Annotated in this window: 17 protein-coding genes and 5 pseudogenes; 9 read left to right on the top strand and 13 right to left on the bottom strand. The window is 63.8% G+C overall.

Features of this window, described 5'->3' with window-relative positions; translation table 11 throughout:
• Positions 1-108 (top strand): annotated as a pseudogene (locus CA237_RS17170) (IS5/IS1182 family transposase); the annotation flags it as partial.
• Between the two features lie 68 nt (positions 109-176).
• Here the strand turns inward: CA237_RS17170 and CA237_RS17165 are convergent.
• From CA237_RS17165 to CA237_RS17145, 5 genes are all read right to left on the bottom strand, one after another.
• A complete protein-coding gene (locus CA237_RS17165; RefSeq protein WP_126014977.1) occupies positions 177-2,687 on the bottom strand; it encodes an AAA family ATPase in 2,511 nt (836 codons plus the stop codon).
• Positions 2,680-2,943, bottom strand: coding sequence for a hypothetical protein (locus CA237_RS17160; protein ID WP_126014975.1), 264 nt, complete (start codon positions 2,941-2,943; stop codon positions 2,680-2,682). The genes CA237_RS17165 and CA237_RS17160 overlap by 8 nt, the downstream gene beginning before the upstream one ends.
• A gap of 177 nt (positions 2,944-3,120) precedes the next feature.
• Positions 3,121-3,480, bottom strand: a complete 360-nt coding sequence (locus CA237_RS17155) for a hypothetical protein (protein WP_126014973.1) — start codon at positions 3,478-3,480, stop codon at positions 3,121-3,123.
• Positions 3,435-4,037, bottom strand: a complete 603-nt coding sequence (locus CA237_RS17150) for a hypothetical protein (RefSeq protein WP_164523915.1) — start codon at positions 4,035-4,037, stop codon at positions 3,435-3,437. The genes CA237_RS17155 and CA237_RS17150 overlap by 46 nt, the downstream gene beginning before the upstream one ends.
• 70 nt (positions 4,038-4,107) lie before the next feature.
• The gene (locus CA237_RS17145; protein ID WP_241215532.1) at positions 4,108-4,947 is read right to left on the bottom strand and encodes a hypothetical protein; all 840 of its coding nucleotides are present in this window, start codon (positions 4,945-4,947) and stop codon (positions 4,108-4,110) included.
• Between CA237_RS17145 and CA237_RS17140 the strand changes: the two genes are divergently transcribed.
• From CA237_RS17140 to CA237_RS17115, 6 genes and pseudogenes are all read left to right on the top strand, one after another.
• Positions 4,876-7,158: an ATP-binding protein gene (locus CA237_RS17140; RefSeq protein WP_241215531.1), complete on the top strand. Its 2,283-nt coding sequence runs from the start codon at positions 4,876-4,878 to the stop codon at positions 7,156-7,158. The two genes, CA237_RS17145 and CA237_RS17140, sit on opposite strands and share 72 nt — an antisense overlap.
• A 407-nt stretch (positions 7,159-7,565) precedes the next feature.
• Positions 7,566-7,892, top strand: a pseudogene (locus CA237_RS17135) (recombinase family protein); the annotation flags it as partial.
• Positions 7,893-7,952: 60 nt separating this feature from the next.
• Positions 7,953-9,160, top strand: a pseudogene (locus CA237_RS17130) (IS3 family transposase).
• Positions 9,161-9,193: 33 nt separating this feature from the next.
• Positions 9,194-9,454 (top strand): annotated as a pseudogene (locus tag CA237_RS17125) (helix-turn-helix domain-containing protein); the annotation flags it as partial.
• A 4-nt stretch (positions 9,455-9,458) separates the two neighbouring features.
• Positions 9,459-12,437: a Tn3 family transposase gene (locus tag CA237_RS17120; RefSeq protein WP_126014965.1), complete on the top strand. Its 2,979-nt coding sequence runs from the start codon at positions 9,459-9,461 to the stop codon at positions 12,435-12,437.
• Between the two features lie 59 nt (positions 12,438-12,496).
• Positions 12,497-13,254 (top strand): IS5 family transposase gene (locus CA237_RS17115; RefSeq protein WP_096614016.1). Its coding sequence is split into 2 segments (ribosomal slippage): positions 12,497-12,818 and positions 12,818-13,254, totalling 759 coding nucleotides; the frame shifts between segments, so codons are not numbered across the junction.
• Here CA237_RS17115 and CA237_RS17110 read toward each other — a convergent pair.
• From CA237_RS17110 to CA237_RS17080, 7 genes are all read right to left on the bottom strand, one after another.
• Positions 13,255-14,472: an IS66 family transposase gene (locus tag CA237_RS17110; RefSeq protein WP_084401563.1), complete on the bottom strand. Its 1,218-nt coding sequence runs from the start codon at positions 14,470-14,472 to the stop codon at positions 13,255-13,257.
• A gap of 61 nt (positions 14,473-14,533) precedes the next feature.
• A complete protein-coding gene (gene tnpB / locus CA237_RS17105; protein ID WP_066690505.1) occupies positions 14,534-14,881 on the bottom strand; it encodes an IS66 family insertion sequence element accessory protein TnpB in 348 nt (115 codons plus the stop codon).
• Positions 14,878-15,240, bottom strand: a complete 363-nt coding sequence (locus CA237_RS17100) for a transposase (RefSeq protein ID WP_232307953.1) — start codon at positions 15,238-15,240, stop codon at positions 14,878-14,880. The genes tnpB and CA237_RS17100 overlap by 4 nt, the downstream gene beginning before the upstream one ends.
• A 258-nt stretch (positions 15,241-15,498) precedes the next feature.
• Positions 15,499-17,154, bottom strand: coding sequence for an electron transfer flavoprotein-ubiquinone oxidoreductase (locus CA237_RS17095; RefSeq protein WP_066690508.1), 1,656 nt, complete (start codon positions 17,152-17,154; stop codon positions 15,499-15,501).
• Positions 17,155-17,232: 78 nt separating this feature from the next.
• Positions 17,233-18,948, bottom strand: coding sequence for an acyl-CoA dehydrogenase (locus CA237_RS17090; RefSeq protein WP_126014963.1), 1,716 nt, complete (start codon positions 18,946-18,948; stop codon positions 17,233-17,235).
• Positions 18,945-20,552 carry a long-chain-fatty-acid--CoA ligase gene (locus CA237_RS17085; RefSeq protein ID WP_241215529.1) on the bottom strand — a complete coding sequence of 536 codons (1,608 nt, stop codon included), beginning with the start codon at positions 20,550-20,552 and terminating at the stop codon, positions 18,945-18,947. The genes CA237_RS17090 and CA237_RS17085 overlap by 4 nt, the downstream gene beginning before the upstream one ends.
• A gap of 64 nt (positions 20,553-20,616) precedes the next feature.
• Positions 20,617-23,460: a TonB-dependent receptor gene (locus CA237_RS17080; RefSeq protein WP_126014961.1), complete on the bottom strand. Its 2,844-nt coding sequence runs from the start codon at positions 23,458-23,460 to the stop codon at positions 20,617-20,619.
• Between the two features lie 247 nt (positions 23,461-23,707).
• Here CA237_RS17080 and CA237_RS17075 point away from each other — a divergent pair, with 247 nt between their 5' ends.
• The gene (locus tag CA237_RS17075; protein WP_066690514.1) at positions 23,708-24,439 is read left to right on the top strand and encodes a TetR/AcrR family transcriptional regulator; all 732 of its coding nucleotides are present in this window, start codon (positions 23,708-23,710) and stop codon (positions 24,437-24,439) included.
• A 110-nt stretch (positions 24,440-24,549) separates the two neighbouring features.
• Here CA237_RS17075 and CA237_RS17070 read toward each other — a convergent pair whose 3' ends face one another.
• A complete protein-coding gene (locus CA237_RS17070) occupies positions 24,550-25,353 on the bottom strand; it encodes an isocitrate lyase (protein ID WP_277600143.1) in 804 nt (267 codons plus the stop codon).
• A 31-nt stretch (positions 25,354-25,384) separates the two neighbouring features.
• Here CA237_RS17070 and CA237_RS17065 point away from each other — a divergent pair.
• A pseudogene (locus CA237_RS17065) lies at positions 25,385-25,582 on the top strand (transposase); the annotation flags it as partial.
• Positions 25,583-25,711 lie beyond the last annotated feature (129 nt).

Below are 25,711 nucleotides of genomic sequence, written 5' to 3'. Positions count from 1 at the left end.
TTCGGCCGCCTCAAGGACTGGCGCCGCGTCGCAACCCGCTACGACCGCTGCCCGACAGCCTTCTTCTCCGCCATCGTCCTCGCTGCCACCGTCATCTTCTGGCTGTAATCAACGAGTCCTGACCCTAGCATAACTTTCCCTCTCCACTGGCCCTGATCCAGCGGACCACTTTGGAGTCAGACCTTTCCCGCAGGCGCGGCAGCAGCGCCCCCTGCGGCAGCGGGTGGCCTGAAGGCGAACTGGGATTCACACTTATCGTGGGCGCAGACTGGTTTGTTCAGACCGAACGGCCGCTGATATTTAGTGCGGCCGCACACGCATTGGAACTGACTGCGGAATGCCTTGAATTCGTCCCAGCGAGTCTTCTCATCGCCGAGCGAGCCATCGCCATAGGGAGCGTCCTGAAAATGGCTGCCGAAATTCTCAATATCGCCCTTCACCAAGCTGGCGATGAAGCGATTGTTGACGCCGGGTACGTCGGCCGGCGTCAATTTGATTCCGCTAAGGAAGCTGCCGATCGCAGAGGCCAATTCGGATCGCTCGTAGGAATAGGCCTTCTCGAGCTGACGGATGCGGACGTTGACGCCGAAGCCTCGAGCGACGCCGAGCAGCCATTCCTCCTCGGCCTGACGCATCTCGTTGGCAGCTGATTCGCCCTTGTCCCAGCGATCGGCGATCATTTCGTCTGTCACCTTATGGTCGGCGAAGCGCGGACCATATGCCGGGTCTAGCCCGATGATGCGCGTGAACTGCCACTCCTTCGCGGCGAGCTGATCCTTCAAGTGATTGAAGAACCGCTCGTCATGGGTGACGAGGATGATCTGGCAGTCGGTGAACATCTTGGCGAGCAGCGCGCCGATCGCGCGGCGATGGTCAGCGTCATAAGAGGTAACGACATCGTCGAGCGCGATCACCGGGGCGGCGCTGTTGAACTTCTTGATCGCCGCGAGGCGCAGCGCCAGCGCCACCGAGTGAATCTGGGAGTCGCTCAGATAGCCGCCCGGCGCCACGCCCTGACGATTGTCGGCGAAGTCGATGACCAGCTGCATGCGCTGCTGATTGGTATCGTCCTCCCTGGGCAGCTCGAGCCGGATTGGCCTGGCCTTGTCGCCCTGAATTTCCTTGTAGATGTCGTTCATCGGCGCCTGAAGGGTGTCGAGCAGCGACTGAATCTTCTCGCGAATCTTGCCCGAGATGAGCGTGGCCTGGGTGCCGAGAGCCTCGTGCAGCGCGGTGAGTTCCTCGGTCGTCCGTGTCGCCAGCGCTACGTCCGTCTGGAGCTTCACCAGTCGGTCGATGCTCGCCTTTGCCTTCACCCAAGTATGTTCGCCCTGCTTGTCCTCGATGTCGGCGATGTTCTGGTTGAGAATGGCGAGGCGCGCCTCCAGCTGGGCGGTGATCGCGGCGGACGCAGGGGCGGCGGCGGCCGGCCATGCGGCAACCCCGGCCTGATACTCAATGAGTGCTTCTCTGAAGCCGTCTGGATCATCTTCGGATAGATGATCGATCATCGCGGGAAGCCACGCGATCAGCTGGTTATGCGCCTTGGTCGTGGCTTTGTCGGAGTCGTCCAGCGCGGTCTTGGCGTCGTTGTAGCTTTGCAGATCGTCGAGGTGGGTCTTTAGAAGATCGCGGATCGCGGGGACGCTTCCGGCAGCGGTATCGCCGATCGCCGTCGCGCAGACCGGACATTTGTCCGGAGCCGCAGCATCGTCAGCAAACAGTTTCTCGGCTTCCTTCCACACCGACCGGAAGACCGTGCCCGCCGCTTTGTCGCGCTCGTCGGCTTCGGTGGCCGTGGCATCGGCCAGCAGCGCCAGCGCTTCGTCGAAGGCGGCAATGGTGCCCAAATATTTGGGGTCGCCGCCGTCCTCGGGCACAATCTTCTGCCACAGCGCCATAACCGAGTTATGGACCTGTCGCAGACCGGCGAGGCCGACGCTCTTCTCCTCGGCCGCGACCCGTTTGCCGATATCGACATAGCCGGTGTCCGCGGCATCGAGCGCCGCCATCGTCAACGCGGGATCGAGCGGCGCAATGACGTTTGTGTTGACGAAGTCGAGCACGGCCGCTTCGTCCCACTCCTGGACGGCCTGGGCGGTTTCGGTGCGTAGCTGCCCAGCGAGACGAACCTGCTCAGTCGTGCTCTCGGCAGCGGCCTTGACCTCGCGGCGCAGCAGCCGGATAATCTTCTGGATCTCGACCAGCGGCGAGAGCTGCAGCCAGCTCACCACGTCGCTGTAGCGGGTCTCCGCCTTATGCTCTTCGACGAAAGTCCGCAGCGTATAACCGCGGATGATCGGCGCGACGACGAACCCGGCTTTCATTGCGGTGGCTGCTGCATGGATCGGGCGTGGATTGCCCACCGCCGTGCGGCTTCCCGCAGAGGTGGCCTTGCCGGTGATGGTCGTGAACTTGACCACCGGCGCGATCCCTGCCGCCTGCGCGCCATTATGGGCCAGTGCGGACGGGCCGGCCTGGTTATTGAGCGCACGCTGCCCGAGCCGATCGAGCGTGCCATGTTCGGAGAAGAGGAATTCGAGCGCATCGATGACACTCGACTTGCCGAGACCATTGGGCGCGAATATTGCGAGGCTCGGCTTCTTGCTGAAGTCGAAGGTCTTGGGCTGAAGATAGGCTCGAAAGCCTTCGAGCGTCAGCGAGTGGAACAGCGTTGGATCAGCCATCGGCCTGCTCCTCGGCCGGGATCGCGCGCTCGGCGGCCAGCGTCAGGATCGCTGCCTTAGCATTGGCGATGACATTGTCGTGCGGCGTAACGGTCAGCAGATGATCCGTCAGGATCGCGGCCAAATCGGCATCGACATCATCGGAGGCCTTGAGCGCAGCGGCGACGCCGGTCAGAAAAACCTCTGGCGTTTCCACCACATCCGTTTCCGGCGCGATCATGTCGAGCGCTTCCTCGGGTGCTGCGTCCTCGTTCACCGATCCCCTCCTCAAGCCTGCCCGCGAATTCATCGTGCCAGCCCCGTGCCGCCCATCCACGTCGGCCGCGAGACTAGCCAGGAAGAACCGAAGCGAAAACGATCGATTACGACATCACGCCGGTTCGTATTGAACATCAGCACGCTCAAAGCGATGACGTGCCACGGGTGCACATACTTAAACCGGCGGAATGCCGGCGTGGCGCAGAACGCGGTTCAGATCATCGAGGCAGGACTGACGCAGTTCGTCGAGGTACCGCGCCAGAGCAGGTTGACGAAGATCAAGGCAAGTGCCGACAACTGCGATCGTACCGTCCTTCAGGCCCTGCTCGAGCTGCGTGCGCAGGAGCTTCAAATTCTGGTCGACCTCGCGAAGGCAATTCCGCGCCACTGCATCGTCGAGTTCATGATAGCCGCCAATCGCCTTGCGGATGACCTGACGGCTTTCGCGATCGACGAGTTCGCCGGTGCGCAGCGCCTTTTGTGTGTCTTTCAGCGCCTCGAAAAACTCGCTCGGGGTTTCGCAGTGAAGCGGCACCTCGAAGGCCGGGCAAACGCCATCGCGATCGTGCGCAGGATAATCTCGTCGAGATCCTTGGGCGCGCGGACCTGGATGACGTCGCGATAGTAGCGGCGCTGCAAGTCGGGATAGCTGTTGAGGTGCGAGATGCACTCGTCCCAGGTCCAGACGATCGCGATGCGCTTGCGTCCCGCCTGTTCCCACTCGTTGTTGATCTCCTCGACCCAGGCTTGGACCTTGGTGTCGCGCCGTGCCGTGGTGGCAAGGATCCAAAGGCTGATGTCGGGCGTGAAGCCGAGCGCCGCGTCAGCCTCGTCGCGCAGGAACGCGCGCGAGATTGGCCCGCCCGGATATGGATTACCGTTCTCGTCAAGATCGGCGAGGCGTTTGCACTGGATGCCAATCCGGCCGTAGCGGCTCGATGTGCCAAATACGTCGACGCCGTGCTGCGCCTGCCCGGGACGACCGACCTGCTGCGCATTGGGGACGCTATAGACCTCGGTCAGCAATGTCGTGCACAGCTCTTCGAACTGCTGCCAGTAGAGTGGTGGCTGGAAGAATTGCCAGATACCCAAAGATCACCCCCCCATCGCACAATCGCGGTCCAGGACGGCGAGCGCCGCACGCCGCTGCGCATTGTTTGTGCTATTTTTGCGTCGGAAAGCGGAGGTATTTCTTCCCTGTCCAGCGGCGATAGACGAAGTCGCCATCGATCGCCGCGTTGATCGCCTTCAGCGTGGTCATCAAGGCGGGCTTGTCGAAACCATGATCGCACAACCGGTTGTAGAGGATCGACCAGGCTAGGCAGCAGTCGGAAAAGCTGACCTTCTCGGCGGTCGATCCAAACACCCAGCCGAAGACGACGCCGGCAGCGGTCAAGGCCGTCGTCAGTTCTTGATCGCCGCCGCCGCAAGTTGCCATGACCAGCGCCTTGTCGGGTCCAGCAGCGGGTTTGATGAGCTCGACGAACGCCTTCCAGCTCAGCTTCTTTCCATTGGTAAGAAAAACTCCGGTGCCATTGCCGTGCGACGAGAAATGCAGGACCTGCGCCTTGCTTGCTGCTGCCTCGGCGATGGCACGCTCGACCAGCGGCTTAGTGAAGGCTATGCGGTATTCCGCCGTGACATCGAGGATTTTCAGGATCTCGTTTGCGGCATGGCCGTCCAAGCGACGCTCGAAGAAATCCTCCGGGTCCAGCGTTTCTAGAATATAAACACTGTCGAGCATGGCGTCCCCCGTTACGACCGGCAGCACCATATGCACAGCGTCGCGATACGAATAGGTGTAGGGCCAGTGACTGGCTCGCGTAACGCCCAGCCAGTTTTGATGGCAACGTGCGGGATCTGTCCATAATTGACCTACAGTTTCGAGACTCTCTCTCCTGCCGATTTCGAGGATCTCGCACGCGATCTCATCGGTCGCGAACTTGGCGTCCGATTTGAAGCGTTCGGGCCAGGTCCGGATGGCGGCGTCGATGGCCGACATGCGACCGGCGACGAGACCGTGATCCTCCAGGCAAAGCATTATCGCTTGTCGGACATGGCGGCGCTCGCCCGCGTGATGAAGAAGGAACGCGATGCGATCGACCGGCTCGAACCAGACCGATACATCCTTGCGACGTCGCGACCGCTGACCCCGGACAACAAGGCCGTCCTCGCAGAAATCGTCGGACCATCGTTAACATCGAGTGATGATATCTTCGGATGCGAAGATTTGAACGGTCTGGTCCGCAAATACCCCGACATCGAGCGCAGCCACATCAAGCTTTGGCTTTCGGGGGCTGGTGCGCTCGATCGCGTGCTCAACGCAGCGTCGCACAACTTCACGACAATTTCGCGCCAAGAGATCGAGGCTAAGCTCAAGGTCTATGCCGAGAATCCGAGCTTCAAATCAGGGCGAGACATCCTGGAAAGCCAGCGCGTGCTCATCATTTCAGGTCCACCCGGCGTCGGCAAGACGACGCTCGCCGAGATGCTTTGCTACGCCTACATCGCGGAAGATTGGGAACTCATCGCAATCCGCAATCTTGAAGAAGGGTTTGCGCGGATCGACGACAGTAAGCGGCAGATTTTCTTCTTTGATGATTTCCTCGGCAGGATCGCACTCGACGAGCGCGCTTTGTCGACGCAGGACTCCGATCTCGCGCGCTTCATCGGTCGGGTCCGGCGAACGCCAAGTGCGCGATTTATCCTGACGACGCGTGCCTATATTTACGAACAGGCACGGCTTCTATCGGAGGCGCTGTCCGATACGAAGCTCAACGTGTCGCGCTATGTCCTGGATGTGGGCATCTATACCCGGCGCATTCGCGCGCGCATCCTCTATAACCATTTGGTCGTAGCAGGCGTGCCCGAAGCGCATATCGCAGCGCTGATCGAGCAGAAAGCGATCAAGAAGATCGTCGATCACAAGCATTATAATCCGCGCATCATCCAGTTCATGACCGAGGCCGATCGGATCGCCGATACCAATCCAGCAAGTTATCCCAAAGCGTTTCTCGATACGCTCAAGAACCCTGATCTGATCTGGGACAAGGCGTTCCGCACCCACATCGCGCGGCGCTCGCAGCACCTGCTTATTGCCCTATTTCTGATGACTGAATACGGCTCCGAGATCGAAGATCTCGAGGAAGTGTTCGCTGGGATCCATTCGGTTCTATGCACGAAATTCTGTGTGCCATACGATCCGAAGGACTTCGAGGGCGCGCTTCGCACGGTGGAAGGGAGCTTCGTCGTGATTTCCGGAACGACGGTGCGCTTCGTCAACCCCTCGGTACGGGACTATCTCGCGCGCTATTTGAGTGACAAGGCATTACTGTCCGTGCTTGCCGATGGCGTGCCCACGCTAAGAAGTGCGCGCAATCTCTTCGATCACTTCATGAAGCAACCCGATCCTACCAATGAGGGGGTCGCCACCTTCGTTTCCAGATTCGTCCGGCTCTGCGCGCGCTTCGTCACGGTGGAGGTGTGGAAGCGCATTCCGGGTGAAACATATCGTTCGCGCATGTACGAGCTGTCGAACTCGGACCGCATGGACCTTCTGGTGAATTGGTGGCGGCTTTCGAACGCCGAGGCTTTCATCGCGGCAGCGCAGGCGATAGCCGACAAGGGTCGTGCCGCCCTTTCAGCGTGGGAAGATGGGAGGAAACTGCCAGAGATGTTAGCGGGACTGCGTGCAGCCCAAGCTTTAGGTGAACTAACACCGCCAGAACTGATCGACGCTGTCCAGGCCGGGGTTTCTGGTCTGCTCGCGACCGATCTTGATCCGGACGACATCGCCCGCATTCTTGCGGCTGCCGACGACCATGAACGTAGTCTGCCGCCCGAACTTTTCGCCGAGATCGAAGGCGCCACGCAGCGAATGATAGAAGAACTGCCGAATAATCTCGGCCATATGGATTCGGAATCTACGCTGGAAGACTGGGGCAAGACGATCGAAGAGCTCGCCGCCCGATTCCATGCCGATCCGCGCATCGTCGAGCACGCCCATGCCGCTCTCAAGCAGCGAACTACACAATTGCGCGAGACTGAGGTCGAGGACAATGAGGCGAGTTTCACGGGGACTGCGGATCCGCCGAGCGACAAATTTGACGATGCCGCATTGGCGAGTCTATTCGGATCGCTTGGTGCGTCGACCGCTGCCATGAGCGCGGTGGACGAAGACGATTTGGGTGACTTTGACGATATGCCGTTTTAGCGCCGCGAGACTGCGGAAAGCCAGAATCACCCATTTATTCCACAACAAACCTAGCGAACCGAGGCAAGGAGAATGGTCTCCTGATCCGCCAAGAGACGCAAATAAAGGGTGGTCTCCGGGTGCTCAGCATCCCAGCATCAAACGTCAGGTTTTTGGGCGCTTTTGCTGGCGGCGTGCGGTCGGCGGCTTTTGTCAACTGCAGACTTTCGCGGCGGGTGACCAGAACGACCGACTCTGGTCGACTGCTGCCAGTAGCTCTTAAGTTGCATTCTGTCGTCAATCACATGTTTGCCGACACCCTGGCCGACCACCTCGGCTCGGCCTATCGCGAACCGGCCTTTTCTGCGCGACAAACCCTGTCGCAATGCTAAGCTGCACGGGAACTCTGGATTCGAGGTTTTCCGCACATGCTGGTTGGCTACATGCGCGTGTCTTCGGCCGATGACCGCCAGTCGGTCGGTCTTCAGCGCGACGCGCTCGTCGCGGCCGGGGTCGACGAGCGGCACCTTCACACTGACAAGGCATCCGGCGCGCGCGACGACCGGCCGGGGCTGAAGGCCTGCCTTGAATACCTGAAGGCCGGCGACATGCTGGTGGTGTGGAAGCTGGACCGGCTCGGCCGGTCTTTGCCGCACCTGCTCGGCATCGTCACCGACCTGAAGGCGCGCGGCGTCGCGTTCCGGTCGCTGACCGAGCAGATGGACACGACCACTCCGCACGGCGAGCTGCTGTTCTGATCATCCCTCGGTTTGACGGACACCGATGATAGGCTCTGCGGAGCCAGGAGGTGTATGATGGCGAGTACGACGAAGCGTCGGTTCACGGATGAGTTCAAGCGCGAGGCGGTGGCGCTTTGGGAGACGAGCGGCCGGCTGCAGACCGAGGTGGCAGCCGAGTTGGGGATCATGCCGACGATGCTGCGTCGCTGGCAGCGCAAGCAGCAGGAGATCGGCCCCCCGCCGGCAAGCCTGGCGGGAAAACCGCCAGTATCGACGATGGCATCGCCAGCGGATCAGGCGTCGGAGATCGCGCGGTTACGCCGTGAGTTGGACCGGACGCGGATGGAGCGCGACATCCTAAAAAAAGCCGTCGGCATCCTCTCGGCTTCGCTCGAGACAGGCTTTGCGGAGATGCCGCGGTGAAGTTCGCTTTCATCGAGCAGCATGCGTCCACCTGGCCGGTGAACGTCATGTGCCGCATGCTCGGCGTGTCGCGCAGCGGCTATTACGACTGGCGCGGTCGGGCGCCGAGCACGCGGACGACGGCGAACCTGGCGCTGCTCGGCGACGTGCGTCGGCTCCAGGCACGGCATCAGGGGCGATACGGATCACCCAGGATGCATGCCGCCCTGCGGGCGGAAGGTCATCGATGCAGCCGTGGCCGCGTCGAGCGGCTGATGCGCCGACACCGCATCCGTGCGCTGGCCGGTCGCCGGTTCCGGCCGTGCACGACGGACAGCCGCCACTATCTGCCGATCGCGCCGAACCTGTTGGCGCAGAACTTTGTAGCGACCGCGCCGAATACGATCTGGCTTGCCGATATCACGTACATCGCGACCGGCGAAGGCTGGTTGTATCTGGCCGCGGTGCTCGATCTGGCGACCCGCAAGATCGTCGGGTGGGCCATGCGCGACCATATGCGAACCGAATTGCCGCTCGCCGCGCTGATGATGGCGACCCAGCGGCAGCGACCAACGGGCGGTCTCATCTGTCACTCGGATCGCGGATCGCAATACGCGGCCGGAGCCTATGTCGACTATCTGGCGACGATTGGCGCAGTGCCCTCGATGAGCCGCACCGGCAATTGCTATGACAATGCCCCGATGGAGAGCTTCTTCCACACCCTCAAAGTCGAACTGGTCCATCAATGCCGGTGGGCGACCCGGATCGAAGCGCGACAGGCGCTGTTCGGATATATCGAGGGATACTATAATCGACACCGCATGCACTCGGCCCTCGGGTATCTAACCCCCGAACAAGCCGAGCAGCGGGTAACCGGCTAATCCAGCGTGTCCGCTGAACCGGGGGAAGATCAGTTCTCCATCTTCGGCGCGCTCGCGCAGTATGAGCGTGCTCTAACCCGCGAGCGCGTCATCGCCGGGCTAGCAGCCGCGAAGCGTCGCGGGCGGCAAGGCGGGCGGCCGCCCACGATCGATCCCGAGCAGATCGAGCAGATCAGGGCCGCGCTCGATAGCGGTGCCAGCAAAGCATCGGTCTGCCGCTCCTTCAAGGTGGCTCGGTCGACCCTGCTCGACACACTGGAACGGGTGGGCTGGACCGCCTCAGCCAAGGCCTGATCCAGTGCCGCATCGCGCTGTTCTCACCGAGGGGCAGCGCGACGCGCTACTCGCTCTCCCCGACACTGAACTCGACCTGGTCCGGCACTGGACGCTGAGCGCCGACGATCTGCGCGTCATCGTCAGCAGGCGGCGTCCGCACAACCGGCTCGGCTTCGCCGTCCAGCTCTGCGCGCTCCGTTATCCCGGCCGGCTGCTCCGGCCGGGGGAGCTGATCCCGAACGCGCCGCTCGCGTTCGTCGCCGACCAGCTCGACGTCGATCCGGAGGCGCTCGCCGGCTATGCGTCGCGCGGGCCGACCCGCTACGAGCACCTCGACACGCTGCGCGACGTGTTCGGGTTCCGGCAGCTCAGCCGTCCGGCAAGGGCGGAGCTGCAAGCATGGCTGCTGCCGGCCGCACTCGCCACGACGGGCGGCGCCGAGCTCGCGCGCATGCTCCTGGACGAGTTCCGCAGGCGACAGATCATCGTGCCCGGGATCACGCTGGTCGAGCGCATGGTGGCCCGGGCGCTGCTCGACGCCGAACGCCACGTCGCCGAGCTGCTTACCCGAAAACTCACCGCAGAGCAGCGCGACGGGCTGGAAGGACTGCTCGTGCCCCACGCAACGGCGAGGACAAGCGTACTCGCCTGGGTGCGACAGCCGCCTGGGCGACCGGGCCGGCGCGCGTTCTCGGCTATCCTCGATCGGCTCGCCGCCTTACGCGTGCTCCGGCTCAACCCAGCACTGACCGACGCCGTGCATCCCGAGCGCCTGCGGCGGCTCACGGGCGAGGGCGCGCGGCTCACCGCCCAGCACCTCGCCACCTTAAACCCCTCTCGACGTCGTGCGGTGCTGGTCGCGACCGCGCTGGAGACGCAGGTCACGCTGACCGACGACGCGGTTCTCATGTTCGAGCGGCTGTTCGGCCAAATGTTCCGCCGCGTCGAACGGCGCGAGGAAGCCGCGCTGAAGCGCGACCGGCGCAACATCACGGCCAAGATCAGGCTGCTCGCGCGGTTGAGCGACGCGCTCCTTGCCGCGCGGAGCAACGGCGACGACCCGCTCGCCGCGGTCGAGCGCGTCATTGGTTGGGACGAGCTCGGCTCTGAGGTGGAGGAGGCGAAGCGCCTGGTCCGGCCCGACCCGCTCGACCCTGTCGAGCTCGCCCGGTCCAACTTCCCCATCCTGCGCCAGATCGGCCCCGCGTTCGTGCAAGCCTTCACGTTCGGGGCGGTGCCGGCCTGCTTGGCGCTCGCGCGCGGTGTTGAGATTGTGCGACTGCTCGGAACCGGTCGCCTGCGCAAGCTCCCGGCCGATGCGCCCGTCGGCTTCATTCGCCAGACCTGGCGACGTCGCATCGGTCGGGATGGCATGGACCGGCGCACCTACGAGTTCTGCGTGCTGGCCGAGCTGCGCGACCGGCTGCGCGCGGGCGACATGTGGGTGGAAGGAAGCCGCCGCTATCGCGCGGTCGCGCAGCAGCTCATCCCCGCGCCCGTGTTCGCCGCGATGCGGGAGGCGGGACCACTGCCGGTGCCGTTGCCGGGATCCGCGGCCGAGTGGCTGGCCGGGAAGCGCGAGGTCCTCGCCCGCCGTCTGGGCGAGGTGGCGACTAAGGTCGGTGCCGACGCGCTCGAGGACGTGTCGCTACGGGCAGGGCGGCTGCGCATTTCGCCGCTGAAGGCGAGCACGCCCGACGAAGCGGAAGGCGCGCTCGCGCCTTTGTACGCGCACCTGCCGCCGATCCGCGTGACCGACCTCCTCGCCGACGTCGACCGCTGGACGGGGTTCACCGGCTGCTTCACGCACCTGACCACGCGTCGCACTCACGACGACCCGCGCGCGGTGCTCACCGCGGTGCTGGCCGACGCGACCAACCTCGGCCACGCGCGCATGGCGGAAGCGTGCGACCTGGTCAGCCAGCGCCAGCTCGGCTGGTTGTCGTCCTGGCACCTGCGCGAGGAGACCTACGGCACGGCGCTCGCCCGGCTGGTGAACGCGCAGCACCGGATGCCGCTCGCGGCCCTGTTCGGGTCGGGCGCGTCGTCGAGCTCGGACGGGCAGCACTTCCCGCTCAACCGTCGCGCCCAGGCGACCGGGGCCGTCAACCCGCACAAGGGCTCGGAGCCGGCCGCCTCGTTCTACACGCACGTGTCCGACCGCTACGCGCCTTTCCACTCCAAGGTGATCTCGGCCGGTGCCGGCGAGGCCGCCCATGTGCTCGACGGCCTGCTCCACCACGGGGCCGACCTCAGCATCGAGCGGCACCACACGGACGGCGGCGGGGTGTCGGACCACGTCTTCGCGATGTGTCACGGGATGGGCTTCCTGTTCGCGCCGAGGATCCCGAACCTGTCTGCCAGACGGCTCCACTTGTTTAAGGGCCTCGACCCCGGACCGGACATCGCGCCGCTCGTCGGCGAGGCGATCGACGAAGAGCTGATCACGGCCCACTGGACGGACGTGCTCCGTCTCATGACCTCGGTCCGCACGGGCGCCACCAGCGCGTCTGCCATGCTGGAGCGGCTCGGCTCCTACCCGCGCGCGAACGGCTTGGCGCTCGCGCTGCGGGAGATCGGGCGCGTGGAGCGCACGCTGTTCACGCTCGACTGGATCGAGCACCCCGACGAGCGGCGTCGCGCTACCCGCGAGCTGAACAAGGGCGAGGCGGAGAACGCGCTCAAGCGGGCGATCTTCTTCCATCGCGCAGGTCGGTTGCGCGACCACGGCCTTCAGGCGCAGAGCCATCGCGCGAGCGCCCTCAACCTCGTCGCAGGCGCGATCGTGCTGTGGAACACGACCTACCTTGAAGCCGCCATGCGGCACCTCAAACGCCAGGGTCGCCCCGTGCCGATCGACATGCTGGCCCACCTCTCGCCGCTCGGCTGGCAGCACATCAACCTCACCGGCGACTATCTCTGGACCGAGCCCGCCACCAAACCGGGGCAGCTCCGGCCGTTACGCTCGATGCTCAGCCCGCCGCTGTCCCGAGCCGCTTAGGGTCAGGACCCATTGATGTGAGCGTCACGATCTGATTCAGGCTCCGCGAGGAGACCGGAATGAGTGACCTGTTTTGGCTGACGGATGAGCAGATTGAGCGGCTGCGGCCGTTCTTTCCCAAGAGCCACGGCCGGCCGCGGGTGGACGACCGACGGGTTCTGAGCGGCATCGTCTTCGTCAACCGCAATGGGCTGCGCTGGCGAGATGCGCCCAGCGCCTATGGGCCACACAAGACGCTCTACAACCGGTGGAAGCGCTGGGGTGAGGCAGGCGTGTTCACGCGGATGATGGAAGGGCTGGCGGCGGCAGGCGCCGAGCCGAAGACGGTTATGATCGACGCCACCTACCTGAAGGCGCACCGCACGGCATCGAGCCTGCGGGTAAAAAGGGGGGCCTTGGCCGCCTGATAGGCCGCACCAAGGGCGGCATGAACACCAAGCTCCATGCCGTAGCCGATGCGAACGGACGCCCCTTGAGCTTCTTTATGACCGCGGGCCAGGTCAGCGACTACACCGGTGCGGCAGCGTTGCTGGACGACCTGCCGAAGGCTCAGTGGCTGCTAGGTGACCGCGGCTACGACGCCGACTGGTTCAGGGATGCGCTCCAGGCCAAGGGCATCCAACCCTGCATCCCAGGGCGGCGGTCCCGCAACGAGCCGGTCAGGTACGACAAGCGCCGCTATCGGCGACGTAGCCGCATCGAGATCATGTTCGGCCGCCTCAAGGACTGGCGCCGCGTCGCAACCCGCTACGACCGCTGCCCGACCGTCTTCTTCTCCGCCATCGCCCTCGCTGCCACCGTCATCTTCTGGCTGTAATCAACGAGTCCTGACTCTAGGCGACAGATGGCGTAGGGCAGTGTCGAGCACCTCGCGCAAGGCGTCGACCAGCGGTCGGCTTTTCTCCTGTCGGGCTCGACAACGCACATCGGGCGGTTGGCCGCGGACCTCGGCCTCGACGACATAAAGCGCGCCGATACGCTCGAGTATGTCGGTGGTCAGCGGCGTGGGCGACCGCTCGTGCAGGTCGAAGACCTTGCGCCGGAAATGCGCCCAGCACGCGACCTCGCTGACGCCATCATGATACAGTCCGTCATAACCGGCATAGGCATCGGCCTGTAGAAAGCCGCGGAAACCGGCGAGATGGGACGTTGGGTGCGCGGCGGTGCGGTCTGGCGTGAAGCGATACCAGGTCGCGCGCGGTGCCGTGCCGCCGGACGCCCGGTCGTCGGCCGCATAGACCCACAGCCGCCCGGTGGCGGTCTTGCCTCGGCCGGGGTCGAGTACCGGCACCGGCGTGTCGTCGGCGTGAATCTTGTCGGCCTTGAGCACTTCGTCGCGGATGCGGCTGACGATGGGGTCGAGGAGCCCGGCAGCCTGTCCGGTCCAGCCCGCCAGCGTCGAGCGGTCGACGTCTAACCCTTGCGCCGCCATCATCTCGGCCTGGCGGTACAGCGGCAGGTGGTGGTCGAACTTGGAGACGACGACGTGCGCCAGCGTGGCGAAGGTGGCCTTGCCGCGTGCCACGGCGCTGACCGGGGCGGGAGCCTGGACGATCTTCTCACATATCCGGCAGCTGTATTTGGGGCGGACGTTGCGCACGACGCGCCAGCGCACCGGCACGATGTCGAGCATCTCGTGCGCGTCTGCCCCAAGCGGCCGCAGCGCACCACCACAGTCTGGGCAGGTACAGGGGCCCGACGTCGGCTCGTGGACGACCTTCTCGCGCGGCAGGTGTCCCGGCAGACTACGGACGGGCACCGGCCGAACCGCCACGCCAGGGTCAACCATCTCAAGCCCAGGCGCATCGCGCTCGGTCTCGAGTTCCTCCAGCGCCAGTTCGAGCTGCTCGATCTCGCGCCCCAGCTTCTCGGACGAGGCGCCGAACTGCATCCGCCGCAGCCGCGCGATCTGTCCGCGCAGGGTATCGATGAGCAGGTCGCGAGCGGCCAGCGCGGCATTGGCCCGGGCGAGCGAAGCCTCCAGCGCGGCGATCCGCGCGGTGGCATCTGCTATGGAAACAGGCGCTTCCGACACGCTGTCTCCATAGCAGATTGCAGGTCGCTGGGCGAGGGAAAGTGGCGCAAAACCGCCGTTCTTACCCCGCCAGTGTCGGCGTGAACGTCCGCTCAGGCCGACGCCAGTCGATGCCTTCCAGCAGCATCGACAATTGCGCCGGCGTCAGTGTCACGGTGCCGGTCGCGGTCACTGGCCAGACGAAGCGGCCCCGGTCGAGCCGCTTGGAAAACAGGCAAAGACCTTGCCCATCGAACCACAGCAGCTTGACCAGATGACCGCGCTTGCCGCGGAACGCGAACAGCGCACCCGAATGCGGGTTCTGCGCCAGCACCTGCTGCACCAGCACCGCCAGGCCGTCGAACCCCTTGCGCATGTCCGTCACGCCGCACGCCAGGAACACCCGCGTTGGCAACGGCACCGGGCTCACCGCAGCACCGACAACACCCGTGCCAGCGCACCTGCATCCACGCTCGCATCGACGCTCACCCGCACGCCGCCCGGCAACTCGATCTGGATGAGCCCCGAGGCACATGGCAGCGGCTGCGGCGCTGGCGGCGTCAGTTCCGCCACCTGCACTGCAGCAAACACCGGCAACGACGGCATCGCTCCGGCCAGCTTGCCTTCGCGCAACTGCTTGCGCCACGTGTAGATCAGGCTGCTCGATACCTCACGCCGCGCAATGACATCGCAGACCCGAACCCCCGGACGAAACGCCTCGGTCAGGATCTCCAACTTCTCCGCATCTGACCATCGGCGCCGGCCCGACACCTGACCGACCACCTCCATTCGACCAGTCATACGAGTGCTCGTATGACTGGTCGTAGAACCGAAAATTTCCCGCAACACCCGCGCCCTCGTCAAAGACGACAAGCATCCCGAAGGCTAAGACCACCGCAAGGCGGCCTACCGGCCACGCTTACAGTTGGCGCTTATGTCTGTGCAATACGTCGCACGCAATCAGCCGATATCGCCGTCATTGTTTCGACAGTCGGGAGCGCGCGTGGGTGTCGATGGTCGACACTATCAATTACTGACAAACAGAAATCACATGTTCGGATAGTTCGGGCCACCGCCGCCTTCCGGCACAACCCAGTTTATATTCTGCGTCGGATCCTTGATGTCGCACGTCTTGCAGTGAACGCAGTTTTGAGCGTTGATGACGAACTTGGGACTGCCGTCCGCAACACCGACCACTTCGTAGACACCGGCCGGGCAGTAGCGCTGGGACGGTTCGTCGTAAAGCGGTAGGTTGTAGGCGATCGGGATCGAGGGATCACGCAGCTGCAAGTGGATGGGCTGATCCTCCTCGTGGTTCGTGTTCGACAGGAAAACCGAGGAGAGACGGTCGAAGGTCAGGACGCCATCGGGCTTGGGGTAGACCGGCGGTTTCACTAGGGCCTTCCGTTCCAGCGTGTCATGGTCGGGATGATGATGCAGGGTGAAAGGCATCTTCAGCCCGAAATGCTCCAGCCACATGGTTATGCCGGACAGGCCGGAGCCGACGAAATCCCCGAACTTCTTGACCAGCGGCACGACGTTGCGGACGACGGACAGCTCCTTCTTCAGCCAACTCGTCTCGAACGCAGCCGGATAGGCGGCGAGTTCGTCGCCTTCGCGCCCCGCCCGGATTGCTTCGAACGCGGCCTCAGCAGCCATCATCGCGGACTTCTGCGCGCCGTGCGTGCCCTTGATGCGCGGTACGTTGAGGAAGCCGGCGGAGCAGCCGATCAGCGCGGCGCCGGGGGCGACCAGCTTAGGGATCGACTGGAGACCCCCGTCATTGATCGCGCGCGCTCCGTACGAGACGCGGCGGCCACCCCCCAGCAGGTCGGCGATGGCGGGATGCGTTTTCCACTTCTGCATTTCCTGAAAGGGGGACAGATACGGATTGGTATAGCCGAGCCAGGTGACGAAGCCGATCGACACCTGGCCATTTGCCTGATGATAGATCCAGCCGCCGCCGTTTGCGTCGCTGCCCAAGGGCCAACCCTGCGTATGCACCACCTTGCCGGGTTCATGCTTCGCGGGATCGATGTCCCACAGCTCCTTGATGCCGAGGCCATAGACCTGTGGGTCACTCTCGGCGGCGAGATCGAAGGTCCGGATCAGTTCTTTGGTTAGGTGACCGCGCACGCCTTCGGCGAAGAAGGTGTATTTCGCGTGAAGTTCTAGACCGGGCTGATAGTCGCCCTTGCGCGTGCCGTCGCGGGCGACACCCATGTCGCCCGTCGCTACACCCTTCACGCGCCCATCCTCGTGAAACAGGATCTCGGCGGCTGCGAAGCCGGGGAAGATTTCCACGCCCATCGCCTCGGCCCGGCCGGCGAGCCAGCGGCACAGATTGCCGAGCGAGCCCGTGTACGTTCCCTTGTTGTGAAGGAAGGGCGGCGTCCAGAGATGCGGCAGGTTGAACTTCTTCCTGGTCGTCAGCACCCAATGATGGTTCTGCGTCACCGGCGTTTCGGCAAGCGGGCAATCGGTCTCCCGCCAGTCGGGGATCAGTTCGTCGAGGGCACGCGGGTCGATGACCGCTCCCGACAGGATGTGCGCGCCGACCTCCGACCCCTTTTCGAGAACGCACACCGACATGTCGGTACCCGCCGCTTCGGCGAGTTGTTTCAGCCGGATCGCGGCCGTCAGACCGGCGGGGCCGGCACCAACGATCACCACGTCGTAGGGCATTGATTCCCGTTCGTTCATGCCTTGCACTCCCGCGTCGTCATGTAGCCCACCTCGCTTCCGGATCCGCTCGAAATGGGCGTTCCGTCTTGAAGCTCGTCAAGCGAGGAGCAGGGCGGGATCGACCGCATAAAGTTCGGCCGACGAGGCTCGCGCGGCCGCCGCCAAACCCAAGGCTTCGGGCACGATCTGGTTGAGATAGAAGGCGGTCGTTGCCTTCTTGGCCTGCCATAAATCGTCATCCGAAGCTGCTCGACCCTGCGCTTCCATCAACCACCCACAGACCGCGACCGACAACATCGTCAGGAACGGATAGCTGGCCGCCAGGCGGTCGTCCGCATCGGCACCCGCTAGCCGACGTCCCGTCTCGTCGCACACGTCGATCAGTTCCGTCAGTGCGGCGGTCTGAGACGTTTCACGCATGTCGGCAATCAGGGAAGCGAACGCCGAACCGTTCCCCATTCCGAGCTTACGACCGACCAGGTCCGCAGCCTGGATGCCGTTCGTGCCTTCGTAGATCGGGGTGATGCGAGCGTCCCGGAAGTATTGTGCCGCTCCGGTCTCCTCGACATATCCCATCCCGCCATGCACCTGCACACCAATCGATGCGATCTCGTTGCCGAGGTCCGTGGCATGAGCTTTCGCAAGGGGCGTGAGGATCTCGAGGCGCTCGCGCGCAGCGGCGTCGCCGAGCGTCGTCCGGTCCACTTGGGCCGCAGCGTAGTATACCAGCGCACGTGCGCCCTGGGTCTGCGCCGCCATGCGCATCAGCATGCGACGGACGTCAGGATGGTCGGCGATTCGGACCGGTTTGCGGTCGGTAGCCCCGGATCGTGCGGACTGCACCCGCTCCAACGCATAGGTAACGGCTTTTCGGGTAGCAGCCTCCCCGATCTGCACGCCCTGCAGACCGACGTTCAGTCGAGCGTTGTTCATCATCGTGAACATCGCCCGCATTCCGCCATGCTCAGGACCGATGAGTTCGCCGACGCAGTCGTCGTTGTCGCCGAAGCTCAAGACGCAGGTCGGGGACGCATGAAGTCCCAGCTTGTGCTCGATGGAGACTACCTTGACGTCGTTGAACGCCCCGAGATGGCCCTCCTTGTCGAGGCGGAACTTCGGAACCAGGAACAGCGAGATGCCACGCGTTCCGGCCGGAGCATCAGGAGTACGAGCCAGAACGAGATGGACGATGTTGTCGGCCAGGTCGTGATCACCGAACGAGATGAAGATCTTTGTGCCCTTGATGGACCACGTGCCGTCGCCCCGCGGCACGGCTTGCGCGCGTAGCGCTCCCACGTCGGATCCCGCCTGTGGCTCGGTCAAGTTCATCGTACCGGTCCAGGCACCGGTTGCCAGCTGCGGCAGGAATTTTGCCTGCTGTTCGGGCGTACCGTGGTGAACCAGCGCCTCGATGGCACCAACCGTCAGCGTAGGACACAGGGCGAAACCGGGGTTGGCAGTGCCCAGCAGTTCCAGCACCGCGGTCTGCAACGTAAACGGTAGCCCCTGCCCACCATGCTCTTCGGGCACTCCGATGGTACCCCATCCGCCTTCCACGTACGCGCGATAGGCCTCCGGATACCGGTCGGGAAGGACAACCCCCTGCTCAGTCCACTTGGCGCCGACCGTGTCTCCTGCGTGGTTGAGCGGAGCCCAGACCTCGGTCGCGAAGGTGGCCGCCCCCTCGATTATCGCCTCGATGACGTCGTCGCTGGCGGCGGCAAAACGTTCGCTCTGGGCCAGATGCCCGATCTGGGCAACGTGGTCGAGGACGAAGCGGATTTCGCTCGTTGCTGCGATCGCTGTGCTCATGCTCCGGCTACCTTCGACTGTGCTTCCACCGCGGCCGCAGCATCGGCCGCTAGCGCAATGGCGATCTCACGAAGCGCTTTCTTGTCGATCTTGCCGACGCTGGTCCTGGGTAGACCGTCTGCAACATGGATGATCGATGGAATGGCGTATCGGCTTATTTGTCCGGCCACTGCTTGTTTCGATAAAGCGTCGTAAAGCCGCTCCTCCGAGATGATTTCGTCGGGTGCGGCTGTCACGAATGCGATAGGACGCTCGCCCCAGCGGGGATGGGCGATGCCTACGACAGCGGCCTCGGAAACCGCTGCATCCTCCATGAGGCGCGCCTCCAGGTCGATTGAGGAGATCCATTCTCCGCCCGACTTGATGACGTCCTTCAGACGGTCGACGATGCGGATGGCGCCGTCGGCGTCCTTTTCGGCCACGTCCCCGGTATGTAGCCACCCGTCTTCCCAAAGCGTGTCGGATGCGTCCTGGCTGCCGTACCCTTGCGTCAACCAAGGTGCACGCAGGACGAGTTCTCCGCCACGTTTTCCATCAATCTTCGCGTAGACCAACGGGAGGGCGAATCCTGCACGACTAAGACCGTGCGAGTCCTCGGCCTCACCCCGCGCAAGTGCGATCACCGGTCCGGTCTCCGACATGCCGAACCCCGCAAGCGTCGTTATACCGACCTCGAACGCTTCCTCCACCAACGCCGGTGGCAGAGCCGATCCGCCGATAACGATAGTCCACGGTCCAAGCGGTTCGCCAGCGGCGGCATCGATAAGCATGCGAAGCAGCGTTGGAACGCAGTGAGAGAAGCTGACGTCCTCCGTGCGCCGAAGCCGCAGCAGGGTCGAGGGATCGTAACGTCCGGGATAGACCTGCTTGAGACCTAGCATCGTGACGGCGTAGGGGGCGCCCCACGCGTGGACATGGAACATCGGCGTGATCGGCATGTACACGTCGGCCCGTGTCAGGTTCTGGCCTTGAGGTTGACTGGCGAGAGTCGACGTGAAGGCCAGCGTGTGCAGCACGAGCTGGCGGTGGGTGAAGAAGACCTGCTTGGGATCTCCGGTCGTGCCCGTCGTGTGGAACGTCGTCGCGATGGCGTTCTCGTCGAAGTCCTCGAACTCGTAGGTCGGATCGGTCCCGTCGAGCCATTCCTCGTACGACTGCACGCCCGGAGTGGTCATCGGAATCGCTTCGCGAAGCCCCGGTAGATGTGAGCAGATTGCGTCACACAGTGGGCGGAAGTCGTCGTGGTACAGCACGACCGATGCTCCGGACTGCTGCAAGGTGTACCCAATCTGCATGGGTGACAGCCGGACGTTCACCGTCTGCAGGATCGCGCCCATCATCGGTATCGCGAAGTAGCATTCGAGGTAGCGGTGACTGTCCCAGTCCATCACGGCGATCGTGTCGCCCGGACGGACGCCGCGCGCCGCCAGCGCCGTCGCCAGACGACGCACCCGGTCAACGAATTGACGATAGGTGAAACGCAGTCCTCCGCTGACGATCTCCGCGCTGCTCTGCTCGGCCACGTTCGCGAGCAGATGGCGGATGAGCAACGGGAAGGCGTATGCGTCCCTACCCGCGGTCTGAAGTATCTTTGGCTGGCTCACCGCGTCATCCGTATCGTTCGAGTTGTCTTGGACGCCCCGCCCGAAACCGGGCGGGGCGCGTGGATCAGAAGTTGAAGTTGATGCCGGCGGTATAGAACCGTCCGATCACGTCGTAGAGTTGCGGGTTCGTCCTGTTGTACTGGATCAGCGTTCCGGTCGGAGCGAGCGGCGGATCCTGATCGAACAGGTTGTTTACCGTCAGGTAGAAGCGGAACTTTGGGGCGACCTTGAACGACGCCGTGAGGTCCGTGTAGAACACGTGGTCGACGGTGTTGTCCTCGATCGTGGTCGGCTCGCTTCGGGTGACGTCGTAGCGACCGGCACTGATGAAGCGCTCTTGCGCGAACAGTTCGAACGTGTCGGACGTCCACGTCACGTTGCCGACCACGTTCCACCTCGGGTTGCTACTAAGTCCGACTTCCCCGGCCCGATCGACAATATTGCCGTTGGTGAAGATCTGCTGCTGCTTCTCCAGATAGCTGGCGACCACCCGAAAGCCGGCCTTGCCGCCGAAGACGTCGCCTGACGGACGATAGCCGACCTCGATATCGACGCCGCTCGCCTTCAACTCGTTGAGGTTCAGGGTCGGACTCGTGATGCGCGTGATCGTCCCGGCCGCGTTCCGGGTGATGTTGGCGCACAAGGCGTCGTTACCCGCGCGGCACTGGTCGAGGGTCAGCTGCGGCGTCAGCGACGTGATGATCCCCGACACATTGATCGAATAGTAGTCAGCGGACAGCGTCAGCCCCGGCGCGAAGTCTGGCTGCAGGACGATGCCGCCGGTGTAGGTCTTCGCGATCTCCGGCCGGAGATCGGCGTTGCCGAGCGTCGCCAGAATGATCGGAACCGTGACGTTGTTCTCGATCACCGCGCCTGTCTGCTGCACGATGCCGGCGAACAGTTCGGGCACGTTCGGTGCGCGAATGTCGCGCGACGCGGTTCCCCGCAGACGCAGGCCGGCCACCGGCTCCCAGACCGCGCCGCCCTTCCACGTCGTGACGCCGCCGCTGGTGCTGTAGTTGATGTACCGGACAGCCCCGTTGACGTCGAGTGCGTGGAGGAACGGCTGATCACGCGCGAGCGGGACGGCCGCTTCGCCGAACACCTCCCAGAGGTGGTACGACCCGGCCACCGGGAACACGTTGCTGAGCAGCAGGCCGCCGGGCTGGTTCAGATAGGCCGCGGGAAACCCCCGGATGCCGGTCGCATCGTTCACGCTGTTGGCGAGGTCGTTGGTCGTCTGATCGAGCTCCACGCGCCGATACGTACCGCCCGCTGCGAGGGCCACATCGCCTGCCCAGGTCGCGAACGGGGTCGCGCGGATCGATAGGTCCGCGACGTCCTGCTTCACCGTCGTGCGGAACGCCGGGTTGACCTCGACATAGCGGATCGCCTCCTGGGATGGGGCGCCGACGCCGAACAGGTTGATCGGGACGCAGCCCGGGTACAGTCCCGGATCCGTCAGCGAGACACGGCAGACGATCTGGTTGGTCGCGGGGTCCCGGACCGCGTCGGCAGCGGCGTAGAGGCGTTCGAGCGCCACGTTGTTGTTGGTGCGGATCGTGGTCCGGTTGCGGCCCCGCTCGTAATAGCCATCGATGGTCAACCCACCACCGCCGGTGTACTTGAAGCCTGCGGTCAGATCGAGGGTCCGACCCTTGGCGAGCGCATTCGCCGGCGTGCCGAAATCGAAGTTGACGCGCCCCATCGCGAACGCTGGCGTGTTGGTTTGGGTGAGCACCTGCTGCACGGCGGGGTTCAGGAATGCGTTCCCGCTGAAGATCGTGAAGCCGTTGAATCCGCCCAGATTGAACTGCTGGATCTGATTGTACTCCGTCTTCGACAGGCCGAGGGCCGCCTGCCCGAAGATCGTGAGTGATGGGGTCACGTCGAATTCGGCATGGGTGAAGTAGTTCTGGGTCTCGATCCCGGCAGAGAGGCTCGAGAAGGCCTGCGCGCCGTCGCCACCGACCTGGATGAGACCCGACTGCGCGGTCCCGCGCGAGAACGGGACCAGCGTGCCCCCCGGCCCGAACTGGCGGAGCGCGAGCGGGCCGCTCAGGATCACACCTCCCGGGGACGCGGTCGCGGCCCGCAGATTGTCTCGGAAGATCAGCTGGCCGCGATTGGCCGGATTGTTCAGGAAGCCCGTATTGCTCCGGCCCCATTCGCGATCCGCCAGGCTGCCGATCTGCTGGACATCGTAGTAGGAGGCGCTTGCCACGATACGTCCGCGGTCGTTCGCGAACGACGTACCCGCGCTGACGCTGCCCTTGATGCTCGCGCCATCGCCGCGCTCGGAGACCCCCGACTGCAGCGTCCCCTTGATGCCCTTGAAACGGTTGTCCAACACGAAGTTGACTACGCCCGCGACCGCGTCTGATCCGTAGGCGGCGGACGCGCCGCCCGTGACGATATCGACCCGCTTCACCAGATCGGACGGGAGCAGGTTGACGTCGGTCGCGCCTTCGCGCGAGGACGGTGCTGCACGACGCCCGTCCAAGAGGACCAGGGTACGTTGGACACCGAGGTTCCGGAGGTTCAGGAAGCTGCCGGCGTTCGGGCCGGTCGCGACGACGTTCCCGGTCGTGGGGCGGGTGGATCCGCGAAACGCCGGCAGCATGTTCAGCGACTCCGCGATCAGTCCGGGGTTTGCCTTCACCAGCTGCTCACCCGAGGTGACCGTCACCGGCGTCGGCGCCTGCGAACCATCGGCGATTGCTCGCGAGCCCGTGACGATGATGTCGGCTATCGCATCCTCATCGCCGGATGCCGGCAACGCCTCGGCACTACCCTGGAGCGGGGGCGTGGTGGTCGATGGCGTCGACGATGCGGTCTGCGCCAGCCCAATGGATGACCATGAACACAACGCGAGCGTGCAGATGCCGGCAAAAAGCCTGCTCTTCATAATCCTACTCCCATCAAAGCCGGGGTTCGTTCCCGGTCTCTTGAAGCGGAGGATGACGCCGCCGCGAAACGGCGTCAATCATATTTCTTTGCGTTGCAGGAAATAAGTTGTCGCACGCCGAATCACGTAAAACTTTTTTTCGAAAGCGAGGGCGGTTAAGCGCCACATCCAGCGGCTCTGGCAACGAAAGGGCTACCCAGCGGCCAACGAGGTCGGCACAGCGGCGACATCAGACGGGACAGGATGAATGACGAAGGAGCAGACGGAGACAAAACGCGAGGCGCGCCGTCTTCAGGCGGAACGACGTCAGGATTCGATGACATTGATCCTCGATCATGCCGAAGCGGAATTCGCCGCCAAGGGGTACAACGGCGTCACCATCTCGAGCGTGGCCTCGAGCGCCGGCGTCGACACGTCGCTGATGCGCTACTACTTCGGCGACAAGGAGAAGCTGTTCGCCGCGGTATTCCGTCGGCGTGCCCCGGAAGCGAACGCCGCGCGCCTTGCGGCCTTGGGCGCCTATCGTCCATCGCTCGGCAACGGCGGCACACTCGAGGGTTTGCTCGACGCCTTCATGCGGCCCGCATTCGAGATGGCCGACATTGACGACAAGCATCGGAACTACGCTTCGATCGTCGCCTACGTGAACAGCAGTCGGGGCAAGATGTACGAGCTGATGTCCGAGACGTTCGACCCGGTCTCCTGGGTACTGGTCGACGACATGAAAATCCTCCTGCCCCACGCGTCGAAGGAGAAGCTGTACTGGAGCTATCACTTCCTGACCGGCTCCTTTACGTTCTCGCTAGGGCGGACGGGACGCATAGATCGACTCTCGTCGGGTCTCGTGCATTCGGACAATTTCCTCGGGATAGCCGACCGACTGCCCGTCTTCGTGGCAGCAGGAATCCGAGCGCTCTGTGCACCGGACGGCCCGCCCGATCTCAATTCGCCTTCCGACGAAGACCGATCTCCTACGTAGCCAACCCATCATCATGACGGCAGATCGCGGTGCGCCCACCCGAACCGGAGTACGGGGGTGGAACGGAGTGCGTCACGAGGATCTCCCGATCCCCGTGACGCATCGTCCGATCAAGCTGCGAACTGGTTCATCGTGTTGTGCGCGCCGCCCGCCTTCAGCGCCGCCTCACCAGCAAAGTACTCCTTGTGATCGTCGCCAATGTCCGACCCGCTCATGTTCTGATGCCGGACGCAGGCGATACCCTGCCGGATCTCCTGTCGCTGGACGCCCTTCACATAGCCGAGCATCCCTGCCTCGCCGAAATACTCCTTCGCCAGATTGTCGGTCGACAGAGCGGCGGTGTGGTAGGTCGGTAGGGTGATGAGGTGGTGGAAGATGCCTGCCCGCGCGCTGGCGTCCTTCTGAAAGGTGCGGATGCGCTCGTCGGCTTCCGTTGCAAGGTCGGTCGAGTCATAGTCGGCGCTCATCAGCTTTGTACGATCATAGGTCGAAAGGTCGCGACCCTCGTAAGCCCAGCTGTCGAAGACCTGCTGACGGAAGTTCAATGTCCAGTTGAAGCTCGGGGAGTTGTTGTACACGAGTTTGGCGTTGGGCACGACCTCGCGGATACGATCGACCATGCCGGCGATCTGCTCGATGTGCGGCTTCTCGGTCTCGATCCACAGCAGGTCGGCGCCGTTCTGGAGTGACGTGATGCAGTCGAGGACACAGCGGTCAGCGCCTGTGCCTTCGCGGAACTGGAAGAGGTTCGACGGAAGGCGCTTGGGCCGCATCAGCTTGCCGTCGCGCTCGATCACGACATCGCCGCGCAGTGTCGACAGGTCGCGCACCTCCTCGCAGTCGAGGAACGCGTTGTACTGGTCGCCGAGGTCGCCCTTCTCGCTAGGGTCAGGACCCATTGATGTGAGCGTCACGATCTGATTCAGGCTCCGCGAGGAGACCGGAATGAGTGACCTGTTTTGGCTGACGGATGAGCAGATTGAGCGGCTGCGGCCGTTCTTTCCCAAGAGCCACGGCCGGCCGCGGGTGGACGACCGACGGGTTCTGAGCGGCATCGTCTTCGTCAACCGCAATGGGCTGCGCTGGCGAGATGCGCCCAGCGCCTATGGGCCACACAAGACGCTCTACAACCGGTGGAAGCGCTGTGACGTGACCCCCGTTTCTTCATCCATCTGGAACTAGAGACCGGCCCCTCGAAGGGACGGACGGAATGAAGCGGAAGCAGTTTTCGGAAGAGCAGATCATTGGCATCCTGAAGGAGGCCGAGGCGGG

Source organism: Sphingomonas sp. ABOLH (assembly GCF_003951715.1).
Lineage (GTDB): Bacteria > Pseudomonadota > Alphaproteobacteria > Sphingomonadales > Sphingomonadaceae > Sphingomonas > Sphingomonas hankookensis_A.
Note: the sequence above shows the minus strand (reverse complement) of the source record. Positions and strands in the feature narration are given on the sequence as shown.